The 21,224-nt window shown below is 71.7% G+C and carries 18 protein-coding genes; 9 read left to right on the forward strand and 9 right to left on the reverse strand.

Annotated elements, in window-relative coordinates; genetic code table 11:
• The first annotated feature begins 257 nt into the window (after window positions 1-257).
• Complete coding sequence (gene gltB, locus ACWCPF_RS30260) at window positions 258-4,859, forward strand: glutamate synthase large subunit (RefSeq protein WP_451048274.1); 4,602 nt, start codon at window positions 258-260, stop codon at window positions 4,857-4,859.
• Window positions 4,852-6,312 (forward strand): glutamate synthase subunit beta, encoded by a 1,461-nt coding sequence (locus tag ACWCPF_RS30265; protein ID WP_451048275.1) that lies wholly within the window; start codon window positions 4,852-4,854, stop codon window positions 6,310-6,312. The genes gltB and ACWCPF_RS30265 overlap by 8 nt, the downstream gene beginning before the upstream one ends.
• Before the next feature lie 317 nt (window positions 6,313-6,629).
• On the opposite strand, the gene ACWCPF_RS30270 is transcribed toward ACWCPF_RS30265, so the two are convergent.
• The gene (locus tag ACWCPF_RS30270; RefSeq protein ID WP_451048276.1) at window positions 6,630-7,460 is read right to left on the reverse strand and encodes a chitosanase; all 831 of its coding nucleotides are present in this window, start codon (window positions 7,458-7,460) and stop codon (window positions 6,630-6,632) included.
• A gap of 116 nt (window positions 7,461-7,576) precedes the next feature.
• Between ACWCPF_RS30270 and ACWCPF_RS30275 the strand changes: the two genes are divergently transcribed.
• The 3 genes from ACWCPF_RS30275 (at window position 7,577) to qcrB (ending at window position 10,617) form a co-directional block, all read left to right on the forward strand.
• Window positions 7,577-8,296, forward strand: a complete 720-nt coding sequence (locus tag ACWCPF_RS30275; protein ID WP_451048277.1) for a vWA domain-containing protein — start codon at window positions 7,577-7,579, stop codon at window positions 8,294-8,296.
• Entirely contained in the window at window positions 8,293-8,856 is a 564-nt protein-coding gene (locus ACWCPF_RS30280) for a HutD/Ves family protein (RefSeq protein WP_451048278.1), read from the forward strand. Before ACWCPF_RS30275 ends, ACWCPF_RS30280 begins: the two co-directional genes overlap by 4 nt.
• Before the next feature lie 84 nt (window positions 8,857-8,940).
• On the forward strand, window positions 8,941-10,617 hold the full coding sequence (gene qcrB, locus ACWCPF_RS30285; protein WP_451048279.1) for a cytochrome bc1 complex cytochrome b subunit: 1,677 nt from the start codon (window positions 8,941-8,943) through the stop codon (window positions 10,615-10,617).
• Here the strand turns inward: qcrB and ACWCPF_RS30290 are convergent.
• Together ACWCPF_RS30290 and ACWCPF_RS30295 are read right to left on the reverse strand one after the other, a co-directional pair.
• Window positions 10,577-11,782, reverse strand: a complete 1,206-nt coding sequence (locus ACWCPF_RS30290; RefSeq protein ID WP_451048280.1) for a GDSL-type esterase/lipase family protein — start codon at window positions 11,780-11,782, stop codon at window positions 10,577-10,579. The genes qcrB and ACWCPF_RS30290 overlap by 41 nt on opposite strands.
• A complete protein-coding gene (locus ACWCPF_RS30295) occupies window positions 11,779-12,348 on the reverse strand; it encodes a TetR/AcrR family transcriptional regulator (protein ID WP_451048318.1) in 570 nt (189 codons plus the stop codon). Before ACWCPF_RS30295 ends, ACWCPF_RS30290 begins: the two co-directional genes overlap by 4 nt.
• Window positions 12,349-12,442: 94 nt before the next feature.
• Here ACWCPF_RS30295 and ACWCPF_RS30300 point away from each other — a divergent pair, with 94 nt between their 5' ends.
• A complete protein-coding gene (locus ACWCPF_RS30300; protein WP_451048281.1) occupies window positions 12,443-12,934 on the forward strand; it encodes an FBP domain-containing protein in 492 nt (163 codons plus the stop codon).
• 27 nt (window positions 12,935-12,961) lie between these two features.
• Here ACWCPF_RS30300 and ACWCPF_RS30305 read toward each other — a convergent pair whose 3' ends face one another.
• The gene (locus ACWCPF_RS30305) at window positions 12,962-13,912 is read right to left on the reverse strand and encodes an acyl-CoA dehydrogenase family protein (protein WP_451048282.1); all 951 of its coding nucleotides are present in this window, start codon (window positions 13,910-13,912) and stop codon (window positions 12,962-12,964) included.
• The gene (locus tag ACWCPF_RS30310; protein WP_451048283.1) at window positions 13,912-15,051 is read right to left on the reverse strand and encodes an acyl-CoA dehydrogenase family protein; all 1,140 of its coding nucleotides are present in this window, start codon (window positions 15,049-15,051) and stop codon (window positions 13,912-13,914) included. Before ACWCPF_RS30310 ends, ACWCPF_RS30305 begins: the two co-directional genes overlap by 1 nt.
• Before the next feature lie 85 nt (window positions 15,052-15,136).
• Here ACWCPF_RS30310 and ACWCPF_RS30315 point away from each other — a divergent pair, with 85 nt between their 5' ends.
• Genes ACWCPF_RS30315 through ACWCPF_RS30325 form a run of 3 tightly spaced genes read left to right on the forward strand, consistent with a single transcriptional unit; the run spans window position 15,137 to window position 17,772 of the window.
• A complete protein-coding gene (locus tag ACWCPF_RS30315) occupies window positions 15,137-15,946 on the forward strand; it encodes an SDR family oxidoreductase (RefSeq protein ID WP_451048284.1) in 810 nt (269 codons plus the stop codon).
• A gap of 22 nt (window positions 15,947-15,968) precedes the next feature.
• Window positions 15,969-16,580 carry a TetR/AcrR family transcriptional regulator gene (locus ACWCPF_RS30320; RefSeq protein WP_451048285.1) on the forward strand — a complete coding sequence of 204 codons (612 nt, stop codon included), beginning with the start codon at window positions 15,969-15,971 and terminating at the stop codon, window positions 16,578-16,580.
• 34 nt (window positions 16,581-16,614) lie between these two features.
• Window positions 16,615-17,772, forward strand: a complete 1,158-nt coding sequence (locus ACWCPF_RS30325; protein WP_451048286.1) for an acetyl-CoA C-acetyltransferase — start codon at window positions 16,615-16,617, stop codon at window positions 17,770-17,772.
• A 63-nt stretch (window positions 17,773-17,835) separates the two neighbouring features.
• Here the strand turns inward: ACWCPF_RS30325 and ACWCPF_RS30330 are convergent, their stop codons facing one another.
• Genes ACWCPF_RS30330 through ACWCPF_RS30345 form a run of 4 tightly spaced genes read right to left on the reverse strand, consistent with a single transcriptional unit; the run spans window position 17,836 to window position 21,203 of the window.
• Entirely contained in the window at window positions 17,836-18,885 is a 1,050-nt protein-coding gene (locus ACWCPF_RS30330) for an NAD(P)H-dependent flavin oxidoreductase (RefSeq protein ID WP_451048287.1), read from the reverse strand.
• Window positions 18,885-19,619 (reverse strand): CoA-transferase subunit beta, encoded by a 735-nt coding sequence (locus ACWCPF_RS30335; RefSeq protein ID WP_451048288.1) that lies wholly within the window; start codon window positions 19,617-19,619, stop codon window positions 18,885-18,887. The genes ACWCPF_RS30330 and ACWCPF_RS30335 overlap by 1 nt, the downstream gene beginning before the upstream one ends.
• The gene (locus ACWCPF_RS30340; protein ID WP_451048289.1) at window positions 19,616-20,452 is read right to left on the reverse strand and encodes a CoA transferase subunit A; all 837 of its coding nucleotides are present in this window, start codon (window positions 20,450-20,452) and stop codon (window positions 19,616-19,618) included. The genes ACWCPF_RS30335 and ACWCPF_RS30340 overlap by 4 nt, the downstream gene beginning before the upstream one ends.
• Window positions 20,445-21,203, reverse strand: a complete 759-nt coding sequence (locus ACWCPF_RS30345; protein ID WP_451048290.1) for an enoyl-CoA hydratase family protein — start codon at window positions 21,201-21,203, stop codon at window positions 20,445-20,447. The genes ACWCPF_RS30340 and ACWCPF_RS30345 overlap by 8 nt, the downstream gene beginning before the upstream one ends.
• Window positions 21,204-21,224 lie beyond the last annotated feature (21 nt).

Below are 21,224 nucleotides of genomic sequence, written 5' to 3' on the forward strand. Positions count from 1 at the left end.
GAAGACGCCGATCTGATCGATCTCGTCCCGTTCGGTCCCCACATACTTTCAGCCATGTGCGAGACACCCCTGTCTGCGCCCGTGGCGTCCGCATGTTGGAACGGAGTATCCGGTTCCCGAGAACCGCTCCATCATGTAACCTGCGTGAAATTTTGCACTCGCAGAGGGCCAACGTCGTCCCTTCGCAAGCAGCTCCCCCAGAGCCCCGAGGGCCTGGGAGGAATCCACAGCCACTTGAGACGACGACGGGAGAGCCGATGCGTACGCCGCGCCAGCCGTCCCAGCATTCCGCGAATGGCCAGAACTGGTCCTTCATGGATGCTCGCCCTGCCGCGCAGGGTATGTACGACCCCCGTAACGAGCACGACGCCTGCGGCGTCGGCTTCGTGGCCAACCTCACCGGCGAGGCGAGCCATACGCTGGTCGAGCAGGCGCTCACCGTTCTGCGCAATCTCGAACACCGCGGCGCCACCGGCTCCGAGCCCGACTCCGGCGACGGCGCGGGCATCCTGACCCAGGTCCCGGACGCGTTCCTCCGCGCGGTGACCGAATTCGAACTCCCCGAGGCCGGTCACTACGCCGTCGGCATCGCCTTCCTCCCGGAGGACGGCCTTCAGAGCGCCGTCTCACAGATCGAGACGATCGCCGCCGACGAGGGCCTCACCGTTCTCGGCTGGCGCGAGGTCCCCGTCGCCCCCGAACTGCTCGGCGCGACCGCCCGCTCCACGATGCCCGCCTTCCGGCAGGTGTTCGTCACGGACGGCTCCAGCCAGGGCATCGACCTCGACCGCAAGTCGTTCGTGCTGCGCAAGCGCGCCGAGCGCGAGGCCGGCGTGTACTTCCCGTCGCTCTCCGCCCGCACGATCGTCTACAAGGGCATGCTGACCACCGGCCAGCTCGAGCCCTTCTTCCCGGACCTGTCCGACCGCCGCTTCGCCTCGGCCGTGTCGCTCGTCCACTCCCGCTTCTCCACGAACACCTTCCCGTCGTGGCCGCTCGCGCACCCGTACCGCTTCGTCGCGCACAACGGTGAGATCAACACCGTCAAGGGCAACCGCAACTGGATGCGCGCCCGCGAGTCGCAGCTCGTCTCCGACCTGTTCGGGGGGACGGACGAGAAGTCCATCGAGCGGATCTTCCCCGTCTGTACGCCGGACGCCTCCGACTCGGCGTCCTTCGACGAGGTGCTCGAACTCCTCCACCTCGGCGGCCGCTCACTGCCGCACTCCGTGCTCATGATGATCCCGGAGGCGTGGGAGAACCACGACTCCATGGACCCCGCCCGGCGCGCGTTCTACGAGTTCCACTCCACCATGATGGAGCCCTGGGACGGCCCGGCCTGCGTCACCTTCACCGACGGCACCCAGGTCGGCGCGGTCCTCGACCGCAACGGCCTGCGCCCCGGCCGCTACTGGGTCACCGACGACGGCCTCGTCGTCCTCGGCTCCGAGGTCGGCGTCCTCGACATCGACCCCGCCAAGGTCGTCCGCAAGGGCCGCCTCCAGCCCGGCAAGATGTTCCTCGTCGACACCGCCGAGCACCGCATCATCGAGGACGACGAGATCAAGGCCGGCCTCGCCGCCGAGAAGCCCTACGCGGAGTGGCTGGAGGCCGGCGAGATCGAGCTCGTCGACCTGCCCGAGCGCGAGCACATCGTGCACACGCACGCCTCGGTCACCCGCCGCCAGCAGACCTTCGGCTACACCGAGGAAGAGCTGCGCATCATCCTCGCGCCGATGGCCAAGACCGCGGGCGAGCCCCTCGGCTCCATGGGCACCGACTCGCCGATCGCCGCGCTCTCCGCGCGCCCCCGGCTGCTCTTCGACTACTTCACCCAGCTGTTCGCGCAGGTCACCAACCCGCCGCTGGACGCCATCCGCGAGGAGCTCGTCACCTCGCTGCGCTCCTCCCTCGGCCCGCAGGGCAACCTGCTCGAACCGAGCGCCGCGTCCTGCCGGACCGTCACCCTGCCGTTCCCGGTGATCGACAACGACGAGCTGGCCAAGCTCATCCACATCAACGCCGACGGCGACATGCCCGGCTTCAAGGCCGCCACGCTCTCCGGCCTGTACCGGGTCTCCGGCGGCGGCGAATCCCTCGCCGCCCGCATCGAGGAGATCTGCGCCGAGGCCGACGCCGCCATCGACAACGGCGCCCGGCTCATCGTCCTGTCGGACCGCCACTCGGACGCCGAGCACGCGCCGATCCCCTCGCTGCTGCTCACCGCGGCCGTCCACCACCACCTCATCCGCACCAAGCAGCGCACCGAGGTGGGCCTCCTGGTCGAGGCCGGCGACGTCCGCGAGGTCCACCACGTGGCCCTGCTGATCGGCTTCGGCGCCGCCGCCGTCAACCCGTACCTGGCCATGGAGTCGGTCGAGGACCTGCTGCGCGCGGGCACCTTCCTCAACGGCATGGAGCCCGAGCAGGCGATCCGCAACCTGATCTACGCGCTCGGCAAGGGCGTTTTGAAGGTCATGTCCAAGATGGGCATCTCCACGGTCGCCTCCTACCGCGGCGCCCAGGTCTTCGAGGCCGTCGGTCTCGACGACGCCTTCGTCGAGAAGTACTTCAACGGCACCGCCACCAAGATCGGCGGCGTCGGCATCGACGTCATCGCCAAGGAGGTCGCCGCCCGCCACGCCAAGGCCTACCCGGCCAGCGGCATCGCGCCGGCCCACCGTGCCCTGGAGATAGGCGGCGAGTACCAGTGGCGCCGCGAGGGCGAGCCGCACCTGTTCGACCCGGAGACGGTCTTCCGCCTCCAGCACTCCACGCGCACGGCCCGCTACGACGTCTTCAAGCAGTACACGGACCGGGTGAACGAGCAGTCCGAGCGGCTGATGACGCTGCGCGGCCTCTTCGGCTTCAGCAGCGGCCGCGAAGCGATCTCCATCGACGAGGTCGAGCCGGTCTCCGAGATCGTCAAGCGCTTCTCCACCGGCGCCATGTCGTACGGCTCCATCTCGAAGGAAGCGCACGAGACGCTCGCCATCGCGATGAACCAGCTGGGCGGCAAGTCCAACACCGGCGAGGGCGGCGAGGACGCGGACCGGCTGTACGACCCGGCGCGCCGCTCCAGCATCAAGCAGGTCGCCTCCGGCCGCTTCGGCGTCACCAGCGAGTACCTCGTCAACGCGGACGACATCCAGATCAAGATGGCCCAGGGCGCCAAGCCCGGCGAGGGCGGCCAGCTGCCCGGCCACAAGGTCTACCCGTGGGTCGCCAAGACCCGGCACTCCACCCCCGGTGTCGGTCTGATCTCCCCGCCGCCGCACCACGACATCTACTCCATCGAGGATCTCGCCCAGCTGATCCACGACCTGAAGAACGCGAACCCGCAGGCGCGGATCCACGTGAAGCTGGTCTCCGAGGTCGGCGTCGGCACCGTCGCCGCGGGTGTGTCCAAGGCGCACGCGGACGTCGTGCTGATCTCCGGCCACGACGGCGGCACCGGCGCCTCGCCCCTCACCTCCCTCAAGCACGCGGGCGGTCCCTGGGAGCTCGGCCTCGCCGAGACCCAGCAGACGCTGCTGCTCAACGGCCTGCGCGACCGCATCGTCGTGCAGACCGACGGCCAGCTCAAGACCGGCCGTGACGTGATCATCGCCGCGCTGCTCGGCGCCGAGGAGTTCGGTTTCGCGACCGCGCCGCTCGTCGTCTCCGGCTGCGTCATGATGCGCGTCTGCCACCTGGACACCTGCCCCGTCGGCATCGCCACCCAGAACCCGGTGCTGCGCGACCGGTTCGCCGGCCAGGCCGAGTACGTCGTCAACTTCTTCAAGTTCATCGCCGAGGAAGTCCGCGAACTGCTGGCCGAGCTGGGCTTCCGCTCGATCGAGGAGGCCGTCGGCCACGCCGAGGTCCTCGACGTCGAGCGCGCCGTCGACCACTGGAAGGCGCAGGGCCTCAACCTGGCCCCGCTCTTCCACGTGCCCGCGCTGCCCGAGGGCGCCGCCCTGCACCAGGTCATCGCCCAGGACCACGGACTGGAGAAGGCGCTCGACAACGAGCTCATCAAGCTCGCCGCCGACGCCCTCGCCGCCGACTCCGCGACCGACGCCCAGCCGGTGCGCGCCCAGGTCAAGGTCCGCAACATCAACCGCACGGTCGGCACCATGCTCGGCCATGAGGTGACGAAGAAGTTCGGCGGTGCGGGCCTGCCCGAGGACACCATCGACATCACCTTCACCGGCTCGGCCGGCCAGTCCTTCGGCGCCTTCCTCCCGCGCGGTGTCACGCTGCGCCTGGAGGGCGACGCGAACGACTACGTCGGCAAGGGCCTCTCCGGCGGCCGGATCGTCGTCCGCCCGGACCGGGGCGCCGACCACCTCGCCGAGTACTCGACGATCGCGGGCAACACCATCGCCTACGGCGCGACCGGCGGCGAGCTGTTCCTGCGTGGCCGCACCGGCGAGCGGTTCTGCGTCCGCAACTCCGGCGCGACGGTCGTCTCCGAGGGCGTGGGCGACCACGGCTGCGAGTACATGACCGGCGGTCACGCGGTGGTCCTCGGCGAGACGGGCCGCAACTTCGCGGCCGGCATGTCGGGCGGCGTCGCCTATGTGATCGACCTGAACCGCGACAACGTCAACGCCGGCAACCTCGGCGCGGTCGAGACGCTGGACGACAGCGACAAGCAGTGGCTGCACGACGTGGTGCGCCGGCACGCCGAGGAGACCGCCTCGACGGTCGCCGAGAAGCTGCTCGCCGACTGGGACACGGCCGTCGAGCGCTTCAGCAAGATCATCCCCAGCACGTACAAGGCAGTGCTCGCCGCCAAGGACGCCGCCGAGCAGGCGGGACTCTCCGAGTCCGAGATCACCGAGAAGATGATGGAGGCGGCGACCAATGGCTGACCCGAAGGGCTTCCTGAACCACGGCCGTGAGGTCGCCAAGTCCCGTCCCGTCGACGTGCGTCTGAAGGACTGGAACGAGGTCTACGTCCCCGGCTCGCTGCTGCCGATCATCAGCAAGCAGGCCGGCCGGTGCATGGACTGCGGCATCCCGTTCTGCCACAACGGCTGTCCGCTGGGGAACCTGATCCCCGAGTGGAACGACTACGCCTACCGCGAGGACTGGCAGAACGCCTCCGAGCGGCTGCACGCCACGAACAACTTCCCGGAGTTCACCGGGCGGCTGTGCCCGGCTCCCTGCGAGTCGGCGTGCGTGCTCGGCATCAACCAGCCGGCCGTCACCATCAAGAACGTCGAGGTCTCGATCATCGACAAGGCGTGGGAGACGGGCGATGTCGCCCCCCAGGCCCCGGAGCGCCTCTCCGGCAAGACCGTCGCGGTCATCGGCTCGGGCCCGGCGGGCCTCGCCGCCGCCCAGCAGCTGACCCGGGCCGGTCACACCGTCGCCGTCTACGAGCGCGCGGACCGCATCGGAGGCCTCCTGCGGTACGGCATCCCCGAGTTCAAGATGGAGAAGCGGCACATCAACCGCCGTATCGAGCAGATGCGCGCGGAGGGCACCCGCTTCCGCACCGGCATCGAGATCGGCCGCGACCTCAAGGCGACCGACCTGAAGAAGCGCTACGACGCGATCGTCATCGCGGCCGGCGCCACCACCGCCCGTGATCTGCCGGTCCCCGGCCGGGAGCTCAAGGGCGTCCACCAGGCCATGGAGTACCTGCCGCTGGCCAACAAGGTCCAGGAGGGCGACTTCGTGGCGCCCCCGATCTCGGCCGAGGGCAAGCACGTCGTGGTCATCGGCGGCGGCGACACCGGCGCGGACTGCGTGGGCACCGCCCACCGCCAGGGCGCGGCCTCGGTCACCCAGCTGGAGATCATGCCCCAGCCGAGCGAGGACCGCCCGTCGCACCAGCCGTGGCCGACCTTCCCGACGCTGTACAAGGTCACCTCGGCCCACGAGGAGGGCGGCGAGCGGGTCTACTCCGTCTCCACCGCCCACTTCGAGGGCGACGAGGACGGCAACGTCCAGTGGCTGCACCTCAGCGAGGTCGAGTTCGTCGACGGCAAGCTGACCTCGAAGCCGGGCACGGAGCGCAAGATCCCCGCCCAGCTGGTCACCCTCGCGATGGGCTTCACCGGCACCGACCGGGAGAACGGCGTGGTGGAGCAGTTCGGCCTGGAGCTCGACGAGCGCGGCAACATCGCCCGCGACGCCGACTTCCAGACCAACGTGCCCGGCGTGTACGTCGCCGGTGACGCGGGCCGCGGCCAGTCGCTCATCGTGTGGGCGATCGCCGAGGGCCGCTCGGCCGCCCGCGGTGTCGACCGGTTCCTCACGGGCGCCAGCGAGCTGCCCGCCCCGATCCGCCCGACGGACCGCTCGCTGATGGTCTGACGGCCCCGCCGACCAGGGCCCCCATACGTCCCGCACAAAGGCGTGCGGAACACGGACAGCGCCTGCCCAACAGTCCCCGACCGGACGACCGGGCAGGCGCCGTCGCGGCTGCGGCAGCGCCCCAAAGGGGCGCGGGGAACTGCGCGACCAGCCACGACGGCGCCGCAGGAACCGAGTGCCGGGAACCTGGGGCGAAGCGGGCCGGGCGAAGTCGGCTGCGGTGCGGCAGCGCCCCGAAGGGGCGCGGGGAACTGCGCGACCAGCCACAACGGCGCCGCAGCGAAACGACGGCACATCACGGCACCTGCAGCGGAGCGCTACCGCACCTGGTACGTCTCCCCGTACATCTGCCACTGCAGCGGCGGCTGCAGTTCCAGATTGCCCTCGCGCAGGAAGCGGCGCTGGGTCGTGTCGACGCGGGAGGTGTCGATGCCGGGGTGCCGGCTCAGCATGGCGCGGCGGCGGGCGTCGAGGAAGGCGTTCAGGTAGGCGGCCTCGTCGCCGCCCTGGGCGGGGGTGCGGGCCTGCTGCACGGCCCGCGCGCGGATGCCGTCGAAGCTGGTCGGGCCCGGGCCGGGGCCGTGGAAGACCAGGGCGTCGTAGTAGACGAACTGGCCCAGCGCGCCCAGGCCGTCGGACCGGCCGCGGCCGACCGCCGGGTTGAAGTAGACGCGGTCGCGCTCCTTGTCCTGGGCGGCCCGGAACGCGGGCACCGCCGACTCGGTCCGCCAGGCGGCGGGGAAACCCGGGTCCAGACCGGCGTGCGAGGCGGTGCCGTCGACGCGGCGCAGGGCGGGGAGATAGCGGGCGAGGGCGTTGCCCGGATGGTCGCGGGTGTAGCGCTCGACCAGGGTGAGCAGATCGTGGGTGCCGGTGCAGAAGCCGATCAGGCCCGCCGTGTACCCCTGGCCGTCGCCGATGTCCTCGATGTAGGCGTATGCGCTGCGCCAGTTCAGGGTGCCGTTCTCGGCGCTGGCCACGATCTGCTGGGCCAGTTCCTTCTGCGCCGGGGCGGCGAGGCTCGGCGGGGTGGCCCGCACCTCGCTCGTCGCCACGATGCCGGTGGTCGGCTGGGCGGGCCGGGCGGGAGTGAAGAGGCACGCCGTCGAGGCGACGGCGGCGCAGACCAGGACGGCGGCACGTTTCATGCCGCACACCCTAAGGCCGGAATGTCGTGTTCCTTGTCATTCCATCCTAATTAGCTGATGAACGAACAAATAGGCGAATGGAAGGCGTGACGAAGGGGTGTGGGAGGCTGTCGGCCATGGTCGCGATCAGTCTCACCAAGGTCCAGGAGACCGCACCCGCGCTGGTCGACTTGTACAAGAGCGCCGGGGTGTCTCTCACCAAGCACGGCCTGGACGGGCAGCGGGCCGCCGTCTACCTCGTCGTCGACTACTCGGGGTCGATGAAGCCGTTCTACCAGGACGGCAGTGTCCAGGCGCTCGCCGACCGGGTGCTGGGGCTGTCCGCGCACCTCGACGACGACGGCCGGGTGCCGGTGGTCTTCTTCTCCACCGACGTCGACGCCGTCACCGACATCGCCCTCGCCGACCATCAGGGCCGGGTGGACCGCATCGTGGCCGGGCTCGGGCACATGGGCAAGACCAGCTACCACCTCGCCATGGACGCCGTCATCGACCACTATCTCGACAGCGGGTCGCGACAGCCCGCGCTCGTCGTCTTCCAGACCGACGGCGGCCCCATCAACAAGCTCGCCGCGGAACGCTACCTCTGCAAGGCGTCCAGACTGCCGCTGTTCTGGCAGTTCATCGGCTTCGGCGACCGGGGCAGCAAACAGTTCGACTTCCTGCGCAAGCTCGACGAGCTGCCCGTGCCGACGAAGCGCGCGGTCGACAACGCCGGCTTCTTCCACGCGGGTCCGGAACCGGCGAAGATGCCGGACGCGGAACTGTACGACCGGCTGGTGGGGGAGTTCCCGAAGTGGCTGGTGGCCGCCCGGGCGCAGGGGATCGCCCGATGAGCGTCCTGCTGCCCGCCGCCGACCGCGCGGCCGTGGCCTGGAAGAACGGCGGCGGGGTGACCCGTGAGCTCGCCGTCTCCCCGGCGGGCGCCGGCATGGCCGACTTCGCCTGGCGCGTCAGCCTCGCCGAGGTCGCGGCCGACGGGCCGTTCTCCGCGTTCCCCGAGGTGGAACGGACCCTCACCCTGGTCGAGGGCGCGGGCATGGACCTGACCCTGGGCGGGCGGCGACGGCTCGTGGACACCCGCTACGCGCCCCAGGACTTCCCCGGCGACGTGCCCACCGACTGCCGGCTGCTCGACGGGCCCGTCGTCAACCTCAACGTGATGTGGCGCCGGGGCGCGCCGGCCCCGACCGTCGCCGTCGTCCGCGGCCGGCTCGCCCTGCGGGCGGCGCACGCCCTGATCGTCTCCCTCGAAGCCGACGCGGACGTCGATGTGGAGGCCGGTGAGGGCGGGCGCGGAGTGCGGCTCGGGCGCCATGACGCCGTCCTGCTGACCGGGGAGAACGCGCTGCTGCACGCGCACGGCCGGACGGCGGTCGTCGGCCTTAGGCCATAACGGCGATCTCCGCTGTCCGCACCGTTGGCTCAGCCGCGCCGCCGTGCCACCCTGAGGATGATCCGACGGGGAGGACGACCAGCTATGAGCGACGGTGCGCAAGCGGTGAACCACGCGGCGGACGACGGGAGTTCGAGACGGCGAGGCGAGCCCGGCAAGGGTGAGAAGGTCGCCGACTGGGCGGACAGCCGGCTCGGGCTGTACGCGGTGGCCAAGGCCAACCTGCGCAAGGTGTTCCCGGACCACTGGTCCTTCATGCTGGGCGAGATCTGCCTCTACAGCTTCCTGGTCCTGATCCTCACCGGCGTCTACCTCACCCTGTTCTTCGAGGCGAGCAGCGCCGAGGTCGTCTACAACGGCTCCTACGTCCCGCTCCAGGGCATCACGATGACCAGGGCGTACGAGTCGACGCTGGACATCAGCTTCGATGTGCGCGGCGGGCTGCTGATCCGGCAGATCCACCACTGGGCGGCGCTCGTCTTCGTCACCGGCATGCTCGTGCACATGATGCGGGTGTTCTTCACCGGCGCGTTCCGCAAGCCGCGCGAGATCAACTGGCTGTTCGGCTGGACCCTGCTGTTCCTCGGCATCCTCACCGGTCTGACCGGCTACTCCCTCCCCGACGACCTGCTGTCCGGCACCGGCGTCCGGTTCGCCGACGGCGCGATCCTGTCCATCCCGATCGTCGGGACGTACCTCTCGTTCTTCCTCTTCGGCGGGGAGTTCCCGGGGCACGACATCATCGCGCGGTTCTTCCCGATCCATGTGCTGCTGCTGCCGGGGATCATGCTGGGGCTCGTCGTCGCCCACCTCATCCTGGTGTTCTTCCACAAGCACACCCAGTACCCCGGGCCCGGACGCGACCAGAAGAGCGTGGTCGGCATGCCCTTCATGCCGGTCTACATGGCGAAGGCGGGCGGGTTCTTCTTCCTGGTCTTCGGCGTGCTCGCGCTGATGGGCGGCGTCGCCAGCATCAACCCCGTGTGGGCGTTCGGCCCCTACCGGCCGGACCTGGTCACCACCGGCGCGCAGCCGGACTGGTACCTCGGCTTCTCCGAGGGGCTGATCCGGGTGATGCCGGGCTGGGAGATCAACGCCTGGGGCCACACCCTGGCACTGGGCGTCCTCATCCCGTTCTCGCTGTTCCCGCTGATCCTGCTCGCCATCGGCCTCTATCCGTTCATCGAGGCCTGGATCACCGGCGACAAACGGGAACACCACATCCTCGACCGGCCGCGCAACGCGCCCGTGCGCACCGGCCTCGGCGTGGCCTGGCTCACCCTGTACGCGGTGCTGCTGATCGGCGGCGGCAACGACATCGTGGCCACGCATCTGCATCTGTCCATCAACGCGATCACCTGGTTCGTCCGGGTGTCCGTGTTCGCCGGCCCCGTCCTCGCCTTCATGGTGACCAAGCGGATCTGTCTGGGACTGCAGCTCCGGGACCGCGACAAGGTCCTGCACGGCCGCGAGACGGGCACCATCAAGCGCCTGCCGCACGGCGAGTACGTCGAGGTCCATGAGCCCCTGGGCCAGGCCGAGCTGTTCACCCTCACCCAGCACGAGCAGGAACCGCCGTACGCGATCGGGCCGCTCGTCGACCACAACGGCGTGCGCCGGCCGGTCACCGCCGCCCAGCGGGTGCGGGCCCGGCTGGCGCGGGCCATGTTCGGTCAGGACACGCACGTCCCCAAGCCGACGCCGGAGGAGTACCGCGAACTCACGAGCGGGTCCGGGCACTCGGGAGGACATGGGCACTGAGCACCCGCTGCGCGAAGCGCTCGCCGATCCGCCGGTGGCCGGCCGCGTCCGGGTGCAGGCCGTCGGGGAGCGGCAGCTCGGCGGCGTCGGCCTCGCCGTACAGATCGCGGCCGTCGACGTAGTGCAGGTTCGGGTCGTCGGCCGCGCGCTGGGCCACGATCCGGGCCAGTTCCGCGCGGATGACGCGCAGGGTCAGCTTCCCGTGCGCGACTTCGGCCGGGTCGCCCATGGGCTGGAACCACAGCCGGCCCTCGGCGACGGCGGTGAAGTCCAGGGCGGTCGGGCCGGGCGTCTCCTCGTGCATCGGGCACAGGATCGGCGAGACGACCAGCAGCGGCGCGGTCGGATGGCCCTCGCGGACGGTGTCGAGGAAGCCGTGGACGGCCGGCCCGAACGCCCGCAGCCGCATCAGATCGGTGTTGACGACGTTGATGCCGAGCTTGACGCTGATCAGATCGGCCGGGGTGTCCCGCAGCGCCCGGGCGGTGAACGGGTCGAGCAGGGCGCCGCCGCTCAGGCCCAGGTTGATCAGCTCCACTCCGCCGAGGGACGCGGCGAGCGCGGGCCAGACGGCCGTGGGGAGCACGGCGTCCGAACCATGGCTGATCGAGCTGCCGTGATGCAGCCAGACCGGGCGGCCGCTGGGCGGGGCGGGCTCGACGGGGGCGTCGGTGCGCAGGGCGAGCAGTTCGGTCGTCTCGTTGTGCGGGAGCCAGATCTCGACGTCCTTGACGCCCTCGGGCAGTCCGGCGAAGCGGACGACGCCGGGCTCCCCGGCCCGGAGCTCGGTGGTGCCCGCGGCCAGGTCGATCGTCACCGTGCGGCCGCCGCCCGTCACGCCGGCCTGTCCGGCCCGGCGGCCGTCCACGAGCAGCTCGTACACGCCGTCCGGCCTGGGCGGCGCGCCCACATAGATCCGCCGGGTGGGCAGGGCCGTCAGCTCGACGGCGGTGGCGGCGCTGCGGAAGACCAGCCGCACGCCCGAGGGCTGGGACTCGGCCATCGCGAGCTGCGGGTCGGCGCACTGGGCACGCGCGCGTGCGGGCAGCCGGTGCGGCAGCACGCCGTGCGTGGTGCGCTCCACGTCGAGCGCGCCGCGCAGCAGCTCGGCGGTGACGGGTGTGGTGATCCACTCGTGCTCGGCCGCACCGCTCGTGCCGCTCATGCTGCGGGCCAGTTGCGCAGCAGGGCGTCCAGGGCGTCCAGGACCCGGGTCCAGGTCTCGTCCGTGTCGGGGGCGCTGTGGCTGAAGCCGCCGCCCAGCTCCAGGCTGACGTACCCGTGGAAGACGCTCCCGAGCAGCCGGACCGCGTGCGTGCGGTCCGGTTCCGTGAGGTCGTAGCCGCGCAGGATCGCCCGGGTCAGCTCCGCGTGCCGCCCGCCCGCGCTCGCGGCGGCCGTCTCCGGATCGAGTCTGAGCTGCGCGGCGGCGTAGCGGCCGGGGTGCTCATGGGCGTAGTCGCGGTAGACGTTGGCCAGCGCGGTCAGGGCGTCCTTGCCGGCCCGGCCCGCCAGCGCGTCGGAGGCCCGGTCGGCGAGCTCCTCCAGGGCGAGCAGGGCGATCCGGGTCCGGAGGTCGTCGGAGTTCTTCACGTGCGAGTACAGGCTCGCGACCTTGACGTCGAACCGCCTGGCGAGCGCCGAGACGGTCACCTCGTCGAAGCCGACCTCGTCGGCCAACTCCGCTCCGGCCCGGACCAGGCGGTCCGTGGTCAGCCCTACGCGCCCCATGGTCGTCGTCCCTTCAACAGCCTGCATCAGCCTTCATCAGCCTGAATTCATTATGCATTTGCCTAAAAGATTTAGGCAACTTAGCCTCATGCTTATGAAGCCGCTGACCGAGCAAGAGATCCGCGCCGCCTTCGTGAACTGCACGAAGGGCGAGGCCAAGCGTCTGTCCGTGCCGCGCGACCTGGCCGAGAGCCCGTGGGACGACCTGGACTACCTCGGCTGGCGCGACCCCCAGGCCCCCGACCGCGCCTACCTCGTCGCCGAACTGGACGGCGACCTGAAAGCGCTCGCCCTACGGGCCTCGCCGGGCGCGGTCGGGCAGTCCCGGCGCAGCATGTGCACGATGTGCCTGACCACCCACTCCGGCGGCGTCTCGCTGCTGGTCGCGCCGAAGGCCGGGCGGGCCGGCCAGCAGGGCAACTCGGTGGGGGCCTACATCTGCAGCGACCTCGCCTGCTCGCTGTACGTGCGCGGCAAGCGGGACGCGGGCATCGGCGCGCGGCTGCACGAGACGCTCACGCTGGAGGAGAAGATCGCGCGGACCGTCGCCAACCTCGCCGCCTTCATCGCCAAGGTGACCGCCTGACCGCATCGGCTCCCGACCGCCCGACCGTCATGTGCGGGCGGCGAGCACGGTGGCTCTGCACTGCGCCGGTGTGCCCCACGCCGTGCGCAGGGCGCGGGCCTTGGTCAGCCACAGCGACAGGTCGTACTCCGCCGTGTAGCCGATCGCGCCGTGCAGCTGGAGCGCGGCACGGGCGGCCTGGTAGGCCGCCTCGCAGGCGCTCGCCTTCGCCGCGGCGACATCCGCCGCGCTCATCGTGACGGCGGCCCCGAACACCAGCGGCCGGGCGAACTCCAGCGCGATCTTCGCATCGGCCAGCCGGTGCTTCACGGCCTGGAACGAGCCGACGGGCGCCCCGAACTGCGTGCGCTGCCCGACGTACGCCACCGTCCGGTCGAGCAGCGCCAGTCCGACGCCGAGGGCCTGCGCGGCGGTCGCCAGCCGAGCCCACAGCAGCGCCTGCGACACGGGCGGGCCGACGGCGAGGAGCTCCCCGCCCGGCGCGAGCCGGGTGAGCCGCCGCGCCGGGTCCAGGGAGGGCCGTACGGCGTCGTGACCGGGGGCGAGGCGCAGACCGTCGGGGGCCAACGACAGCCGGACGTCCGCCGCGTCGCCGTCCGGCGCGTACGACCCCGCGTACGCCACCGTCGCCATCGACTCGCCCGAGGCCAGCGCGGGCAGCAGCCGTTTCGCCGGGCCCGGCTCCCGGATCAGGGCCGCCGCCGTCACCGTCTCCGCCAGCGGCCCCGGCACCGCGTGGCGTCCCAGCTCGACGAAGGCGACGGCGAGTTCCACCGGCCGCGGCCCGAGACCCTCGTACGCCTCCGGCACCGCCAGCGCGAACACGCCGGCCTCGGCGATCCGGGACCACAGGGCGCGCCCGCGCGCGTGCTCGCCGCGGCTCCACTCCCGGATCACCCCCGGTGTGTCGGCCGCCGTCAGCAGGGCGTTCAGGGAGTCCGCGAACGCCCGTTGCTCGGGGTCGAGGAGAAAACGCATCAGCGGCGTCCCTTCGGCAGGCCGAGCAGGCGCTCGGCGACGATGTCGCGCTGGATCTCGTTCGTCCCCGCGTAGATCGGCCCGGCGAGGGCGAACACATAGCCCTCCGCCCAGTCGGTGTCGCCCGGCTCGCCCTCCTCGCCGAGGAGGTCGAGTGCCGTCTCGTGCAGCGCGATGTCGAGCTCCGACCAGAAGACCTTGTTCAGGCTGGACTCCGGGCCGAGCCGTATCCCCGCCAGGAAACGGGACGCGGCCGCCTGCGTGAACAGCTGGTAGGCGCGTGCGCCGATGAGCGCGTCGGCGACCCGGTCCGCCGCCGCGGCGGGGCTGCCCTGCGCCTGCCAGAGGGCGTGCAGCCGGTCGGCGGCGGCGAGGAAGCGGCCGGGGGAGCGCAGGGTGAGGCCGCGCTCGTTGGCCGCCGTGGACATCGCGATCCGCCAGCCCGCGCCGGGCTCCCCGATCACGTCCTCGTCCGGCACGAACACCTCGTCCAGGAACAGCTCGGCGAACGCCGGCCTGCCGTCCAGCCGGCCGATCGGGCGGACCGTGACGCCCGGGGCGCGCAGGTCGAACATGACGTAGGTCAGGCCCTGGTGGGGCCTCGGGGCCTGCGGATCGCTGCGGAACAGGCCGAAGGCGCGGTCGGCGAAGGCCGCGCGGGAGGACCAGGTCTTCTGGCCGCTCAGCAGCCAGCCGCCGTCCGCGCGGACCGCCCTCGATCGGAGCGCGGCCAGGTCGGAGCCCGCCTCCGGCTCCGACCAGGCCTGCGCCCAGACCACCTCGCCGGCCGCCATCGGCGGCAGCACACGCGCGCGTTGCTCGCGCGTGCCGTGGTCGAGGAGGGTGGGCGCCAGGAGGCTGATCCCGTTCTGGTTGACGCGTCCGGGCGCGCCCGCCGCCCAGTACTCCTCCTCGAACAGCAGCCACCGGATCAGCCCCGAGTCCCGGCCGCCGTACTCCGCCGGCCAGTTCACCGCCGACCAGCGGTCCGCGGCCAGTTCGGCCTCCCACACGCGGTGCGCGGCGAAGCCCTCGGCCGTCTCCAGGGACGGCAGGGGAGTGCGCGGCATATGTGCGGCGAGCCAGGCGCGGGCCTCGGCGCGGAAGGCGTCGTCCTCCTGCGTGACGGCGAGATCCATACGCCCCGTCCCTCCCGGTCTGCTGCCGCTGCTCGTCTGCTGCCGCTTCTTCCCTAACAAGTGTTTGGTAGGTTAGCGTGGAGCCATGACAGGCGTCGAGAGTCCGGGCAGTGCGCAGAGTCCGGCCTACGTGCCCGGACACGGGCTGCTGAAGGGCCGCACCGCCGTCGTCACCGCGGCGGCCGGCGCGGGCATCGGCGGGGCGACCGCGCGCCGCTTCCTGGAGGAGGGCGCGCGCGTGCTGATCAGCGACGCCCACACCCGGCGGCTCAAGGCCCACGAGGCCGAACTGGCCGAGGAGTTCGGCGCGGCGGCCGTGGCGGCGCTGCCCTGTGACGTCACCGACGAGAGCCAGGTGCGGGCGCTGTTCGACACGGCCGTCGCCGCGCACGGGCGGCTGGACATCGTCGTCAACAACGCGGGACTCGGCGGGACCTCACCGCTCGTGGACATGACAGACGAGCAGTGGTCGCGGGTCCTGGACGTCACGCTGAACGGCACCTTCCGCTGCACCAGAGCCGCCCTGCGCCTGATGCGGGAGGCCGGCGCGGGAGGCGTCGTCGTCAACAACGCCTCCGTCGTCGGCTGGCGCGCCCAGGCCGGTCAGGCGCACTACGCCGCCGCGAAGGCGGGCGTGATGGCGCTGACCCGGTGCGCGGCCATGGAGGCGGCCGCGTACGGGGTACGGGTCAACGCCGTCTCGCCGAGCCTCGCCATGCACCCTCACCTGGTCAAGGTCACCACCCCCGAACTGCTGGCGGAGCTGACCGAGCGCGAGGCCTTCGGCAGATACGCCGAGCCGTGGGAGGTGGCCAATGTGATCGTGTTCCTGGCGTCGGACTACTCCTCGTACCTGACCGGCGAGGTCGTCTCCGTCAGCAGCCAGCACCCGTAGGGCGACCGACGACAATGGACGCGTGCCGACCAAGAAGAAGCCCCAGGTGACCGCCGCCCCGGCCCGCCGCGGCGAGCTGTTGAACACCGCCGCCGAGGTTTTCGCCGAGCAGGGCTACAACGCCACCACCGTGCGCAAGATCGCCGACCACGCGGGCATGCTCGCGGGCAGCCTCTACTACCACTTCGACTCCAAGGAATCGATGCTGGAGGAGATCCTGCGCACCTTCCTCGACGAACTCTGGGACGGCTATGACACCGTCCTGGACGCCGGGAGCGGCCCCCGCGAGACGCTGGAGGCGCTGGTCACCGAGTCGTTCCGGGAGATCGACCGGCACCGCGCCGCCGTCGCGATCTACCAGAAGGAGAGCAAGCAGCTGGTCGCGCAGGAACGGTTCGCGTTCCTCGCCGACTCGCAGCGAAGGTTCGAGAAGGCGTGGCTGTCCACGCTGGAGCGCGGGGTCGAGGAGCGGGTCTTCCGGGCCGACCTCGACGTCCGCCTCACCTACCGTTTCGTCCGCGACACGGTGTGGGTCGCCGCCTCCTGGTACCGGCCCGGCGGACAGCACAGCCCGGAGGAGATCGCCCGGCAGTACCTGTCGATGGTGCTGGACGGGATCGCCGTACGCACATAACCCACTGTTCACCGGTACTCGTTGGGGAGTCGCCATGGCCGAGGCCTACATCGTCGAAGCGGTCCGCACGCCCGTGGGGCGGCGCGGGGGAGGTCTGTCCGGGGTGCACCCGGCCGACCTCGGGGCGCATGTCCTCAAGGAGCTGGTCGCCCGCTCGGGCATCGACCCGGCGGCCGTCGAGGACGTCGTCTTCGGCTGCCTGGACGCGGTCGGGCCGCAGGCCGGGGACATCGCCCGCACCTGCTGGCTGGCCGCCGCGCTGCCCGAGGAGGTGCCGGGCGTGACCGTGGACCGGCAGTGCGGCTCCTCGCAGCAGGCCGTGCACTTCGCCGCCCAGGGCGTGCTGTCCGGGACGCAGGACCTGGTGGTCGCGGGCGGCGTGCAGAACATGTCGCAGATCCCCATCGCCTACGCCACCCGGCAGGCCGCCGAGCCGCTCGGCTTCACCCAAGGGCCCTTCGCCGGCAGCGAGGGCTGGCGCGCCCGGTACGGGAACCGGCCCGTCAACCAGTTCGCGGGGGCCGAGATGATCGCCGCCAAGTGGGGCATCAGCAGGCAGGACCAGGAGGAGTTCGCCCTGCGCTCGCATCAGCGGGCGGTGCGCGCGATCGACGAGGGCCGGTTCGCCCGCGAGACCGTCGCCCACGGGCCGGTGACCGCCGACGAGGGGCCGCGCCGGGACACCACCCTGGAGAAGATGGCCGCGCTGAAGCCCGTCATCGACGGCGGGACCGTCACCGCCGCCTGCTCCTCGCAGGTCTCCGACGGGTCGGCCGCGATGCTGCTCGCCTCCGAGCGGGCGGTGCGCGAGCACGGGCTGACGCCACGCGCGCGCGTGCACCACCTCTCCGTACGCGGCGAGGACCCCATCCGCATGCTGACGGCCCCGATCCCGGCCACCGCGCACGCCCTGAAGAAGACCGGGCTGTCCATGGACGACATCGACCTCGTCGAGATCAACGAGGCCTTCGCGCCCGTCGTCCTGGCCTGGCTGAAGGAGACGGGGGCCGACCCGGACAAGGTCAACGTCAACGGCGGCGCGATCGCCCTCGGACACCCGCTGGGCGCGACGGGCGTGAAGCTGATGACGACCCTGCTGCACGAACTGGAGCGGACAGGAGGCCGGTTCGGCCTCCAGACGATGTGCGAGGGCGGCGGTCAGGCGAACGTGACGATCATCGAGCGGCTGTGACGGAGGGTGTGACGGCAGCTGTGACGGAGGGTGTGACGGTGGCTGTGGCGGGGGGCGGGGCGGTCAGCGGGAGGCGGTGAGCCGGGCTGTGACCTGGTCCGCCTCCTTCATGATCCGGTCCACCAGTTCCGCACAGGACGGCAGGTCGTCGAGCACCCCGGCGACCTGCCCGGAGGCCATGACCCCGAGGTCCGTGCGGCCGTCCACCATCGCCGATCTCAGCAGCATCGGGGTGTTGGCGGCGAGCAGCACCTGGCTCCAGGACAGCTCCTTGCCGTGGCGCAGCGCCAGGCCCTCGCGGACCAGTTGCGGCCAGGTGAGGCCGGACAGCTTGCGGAAGCCGGCCGCGTGGCGCAGGGCCCGTAGCAGGGTTCTGGTGCGGCCGGCGGCCTCCAGGTCGGTGACGAGCTCCGTGCGCAGCATGCGGTGCGGCAGGCCGTCCACCGCCCGGGTGACCGTGACGTCCCGGACCGTCGCCGCCAGATAGCGGGCCTTCACCGCGTCCGGCACCGTCGAGTCGGACGTCAGCAGGAACCGCGTGCCCATCGCGACGCCCGCCGCCCCGTACGCCAGCGCCGCCACCAGCCCCCGTCCGTCGAAGAAGCCGCCCGCCGCGACGACCGGGATGTCCACGGCGTCCACCACCTGCGGCAGCAGCACCGTGCTCGCCACCTCCCCGGTGTGGCCGCCGCCCTCGCCGCCCTGCACGATCACCGCGTCCGCGCCCCACGCGGCGACCTTCTCGGCATGCCGGCGGGCCCCGATGGAGGGGATGACGACGACCCCCGCCTCCTTGAGCTCGGCGATCAGCTCGGGGGAGGGCGCGAGGGCGAAGGACGCGACCCGCACCCCCTCGTCGACGATGATCCGCACCCGGTCGCCGGCGTCCGCCGCGTCGGCCCGCAGATTGACCCCGAACGGCGCGCCTGTGCGGGACTTCACCTCGCGCACCGCCGACCGCAGCTGGTCGAGGGTCATCGTCGCGGAGGCCAGGATGCCCAGCGCGCCCGCGTTCGCCGTCGCCGACACCAGGCGCGGGCCCGCCACCCAGCCCATCCCGGTCTGCACGATCGGATGGCGGACCCCCACGAGTCTGGTCAGTGGCGTGTCCATCAGGCGGGGACCTCCCGGGAGCGGGCCCCGGCGGGGTCGAGGACCTCACGGATCAGCCGCAGCTCCTCGGCGGTGGGCTCACGGGTCGTCGGCACATCGTCCGGGACGGTCAGCTCGAAGCCGGTCGCCTCCCGGACCTCGGCCGGAGTGACGCCCGGATGCAGCGAGGCAAGTCGCATCGAGCGGTCGGGCGTGGCGAAGTCGAAGACGCCCAGGTCGGACACGACCCGCGGGATGCGGTGGAAGCGGGCGCCGGCCGCATGGTCGTAGCCCACCCCGCACACCATGTCGACCTTCTCGACGAACACCCGCCGGGAGTGCCGCGGTATCCAGTAACTCGTCGGGTTGTTCAGGGTGTTGACCGGCGCTCCGCGCACCCCGAGCAGCTGCCGCGTCGGCCGCGCCCAGTCGCCGATGCAGGAGATGTTCTGGTTGCCGTACCGGTCGATCTGGCTCGCGCCCATCATCACGTGCCGCCGCCCGCTCGTGACCAGCGTCAGGTGCTGCCGGTAGGGCAGCCAGCCCTCGGCGGTGCCGTCCGGACGGACGATCAGCGCCTCGCCGTCGGTGAGCAGGAGGTCCGGCGCGAAGGTGAGCCGCGCGAGGCGTGCCCCCACGGACGGGATCAGGCCCATCGGGCTGGCCACGATCTCGCCCGCGCCGCGCCAGGCCTCGGCACAGGCGATCACGCAGTACTCCGCGCGCGTCACGGCCCGATCTGTGGGCTGCGTCATGATTCCTCCCCGACCGCCGACCGGTACGCCTGTTCGTCGCCCGCGAGATACCGGGCCGCGAACTGCGGCCAGGGCGTGGTCGCGTACCGCTTCTGGAACGCCTCGTCCCGGCCGTAGTCGGGGGCGCAGGACGTGAAGTGCGCCCCGTTCGGGGCCTCGACGACACCCGTCACCACATTTCGCTTCAGCAGCAGCGACTGCGGGGCCGCCTCCTTCGTCAACTCGGCCGTGTCGACGACCCGTTCGCACGACACGTACGCCGTGTCCGCCGCCTCGCAGAACAGGTCGTCGAAGTACGGGTCCGGGCCCAGGTACTGCCCGTTGCCCAGCCGGTCGGCCCGGTTGACGTGCACCAGCGCCGCGTCGAGGCGCAGCGCGGGCATCGCGACGAACGTCTCTTCGTCGTCGTACGGCGAAGTCACCGTCCGCAGACCGGGGTTGACCCGCATCACGTCCGAGCCGAGGCCCGCCCGCACCGGCAGGAAGGGCAGCCGGTTCGCGGCCGCCCGCAGCCCCCACATGAACATCGCCTCGTCGATCTCCATCAGCTCGAACGCACCGCGCTCACGGGCCGCGCGGTAGTGCGGTTCGAGGGGGATCGAGTCGAGCGTGACGAACGCGGCGACCAGCTTGCGGATCCGCCCGGCCGCCGCCAGCATCCCCACGTCCGGGCCGCCGTACGACACCACCGTCAGGTCGGTGACCTCCGAGCGGAGCAGCGCCCGCACCAGCGCCATCGGCTTGCGGCGTGAGCCCCAGCCGCCGATGCCGAGGGTCATGCCGCTCTCCAGCCGGGAGACGACCTCCTCGGCGGTCATGGTCTTGTCACTCACGCCCACGCCCCTCCCTGTCCTTGCCGAAGGTGTCCCGGACCCGGTCGGCGACCCCGCCGACGCTCGCCTCATAGGTGAAGCCCTGCTCGAAGCGGTAGCTGCGGCGCACGTCGACCGGGTCGATGCCGTTGAGGGCCGCCTTGGCCAGCCGCAGCAGCTCGCCGTCCTTCGCGGCGATCTCGCCGGCCAACTCCAGTGCGGCAGCGTGCAGTTCGGCCGGGGGCACCACCCGCCACACCGAGCCGTGCGCATGCAGTTCGGCCGCGGTGATCGTGCGCGAGGTGTAGTACAGGGCGCGCAGCAGATGCTGGGGGACCAGCCGGGACAGGTGGGTGGCCGCGCCGAGCGCGCCGCGGTCCAGCTCGGGCAGCCCGAACACGGCGTCCTCGCTCGCCACGATCACGTCCGCGTTGCCCACCAGGCCGATGCCGCCGCCCAGACAGAACCCCCGCACCGCCGCCACCACCGGGACCTCGCACTCGTACACCGCCGCGAACGCCTCGAAGCAGCCGCGGTTCGCGCCGATGAGCGCGCCCGCGCCCCGCGCCTGTATCTCCTTGATGTCCACGCCCGCGTTGAACCCCCGCCCCTCGGCGGCCAGCACCACGCACCGGGTCCCCGGATCGCGGCCGGCCGCGCGCACGGCGTCGGCCAGCGCGAACCAGCCGCTCACCGGCAGCGCGTTGACGGGCGGGAAGTCAACGGTCAGTACCGAAATCCCCTTTTCGGGGGACGAGGTGGAGACAGTCATGGAAGCATCAGCTACCTTTCC

It is taken from the genome of Streptomyces sp. NPDC001858 (assembly GCF_053594615.1).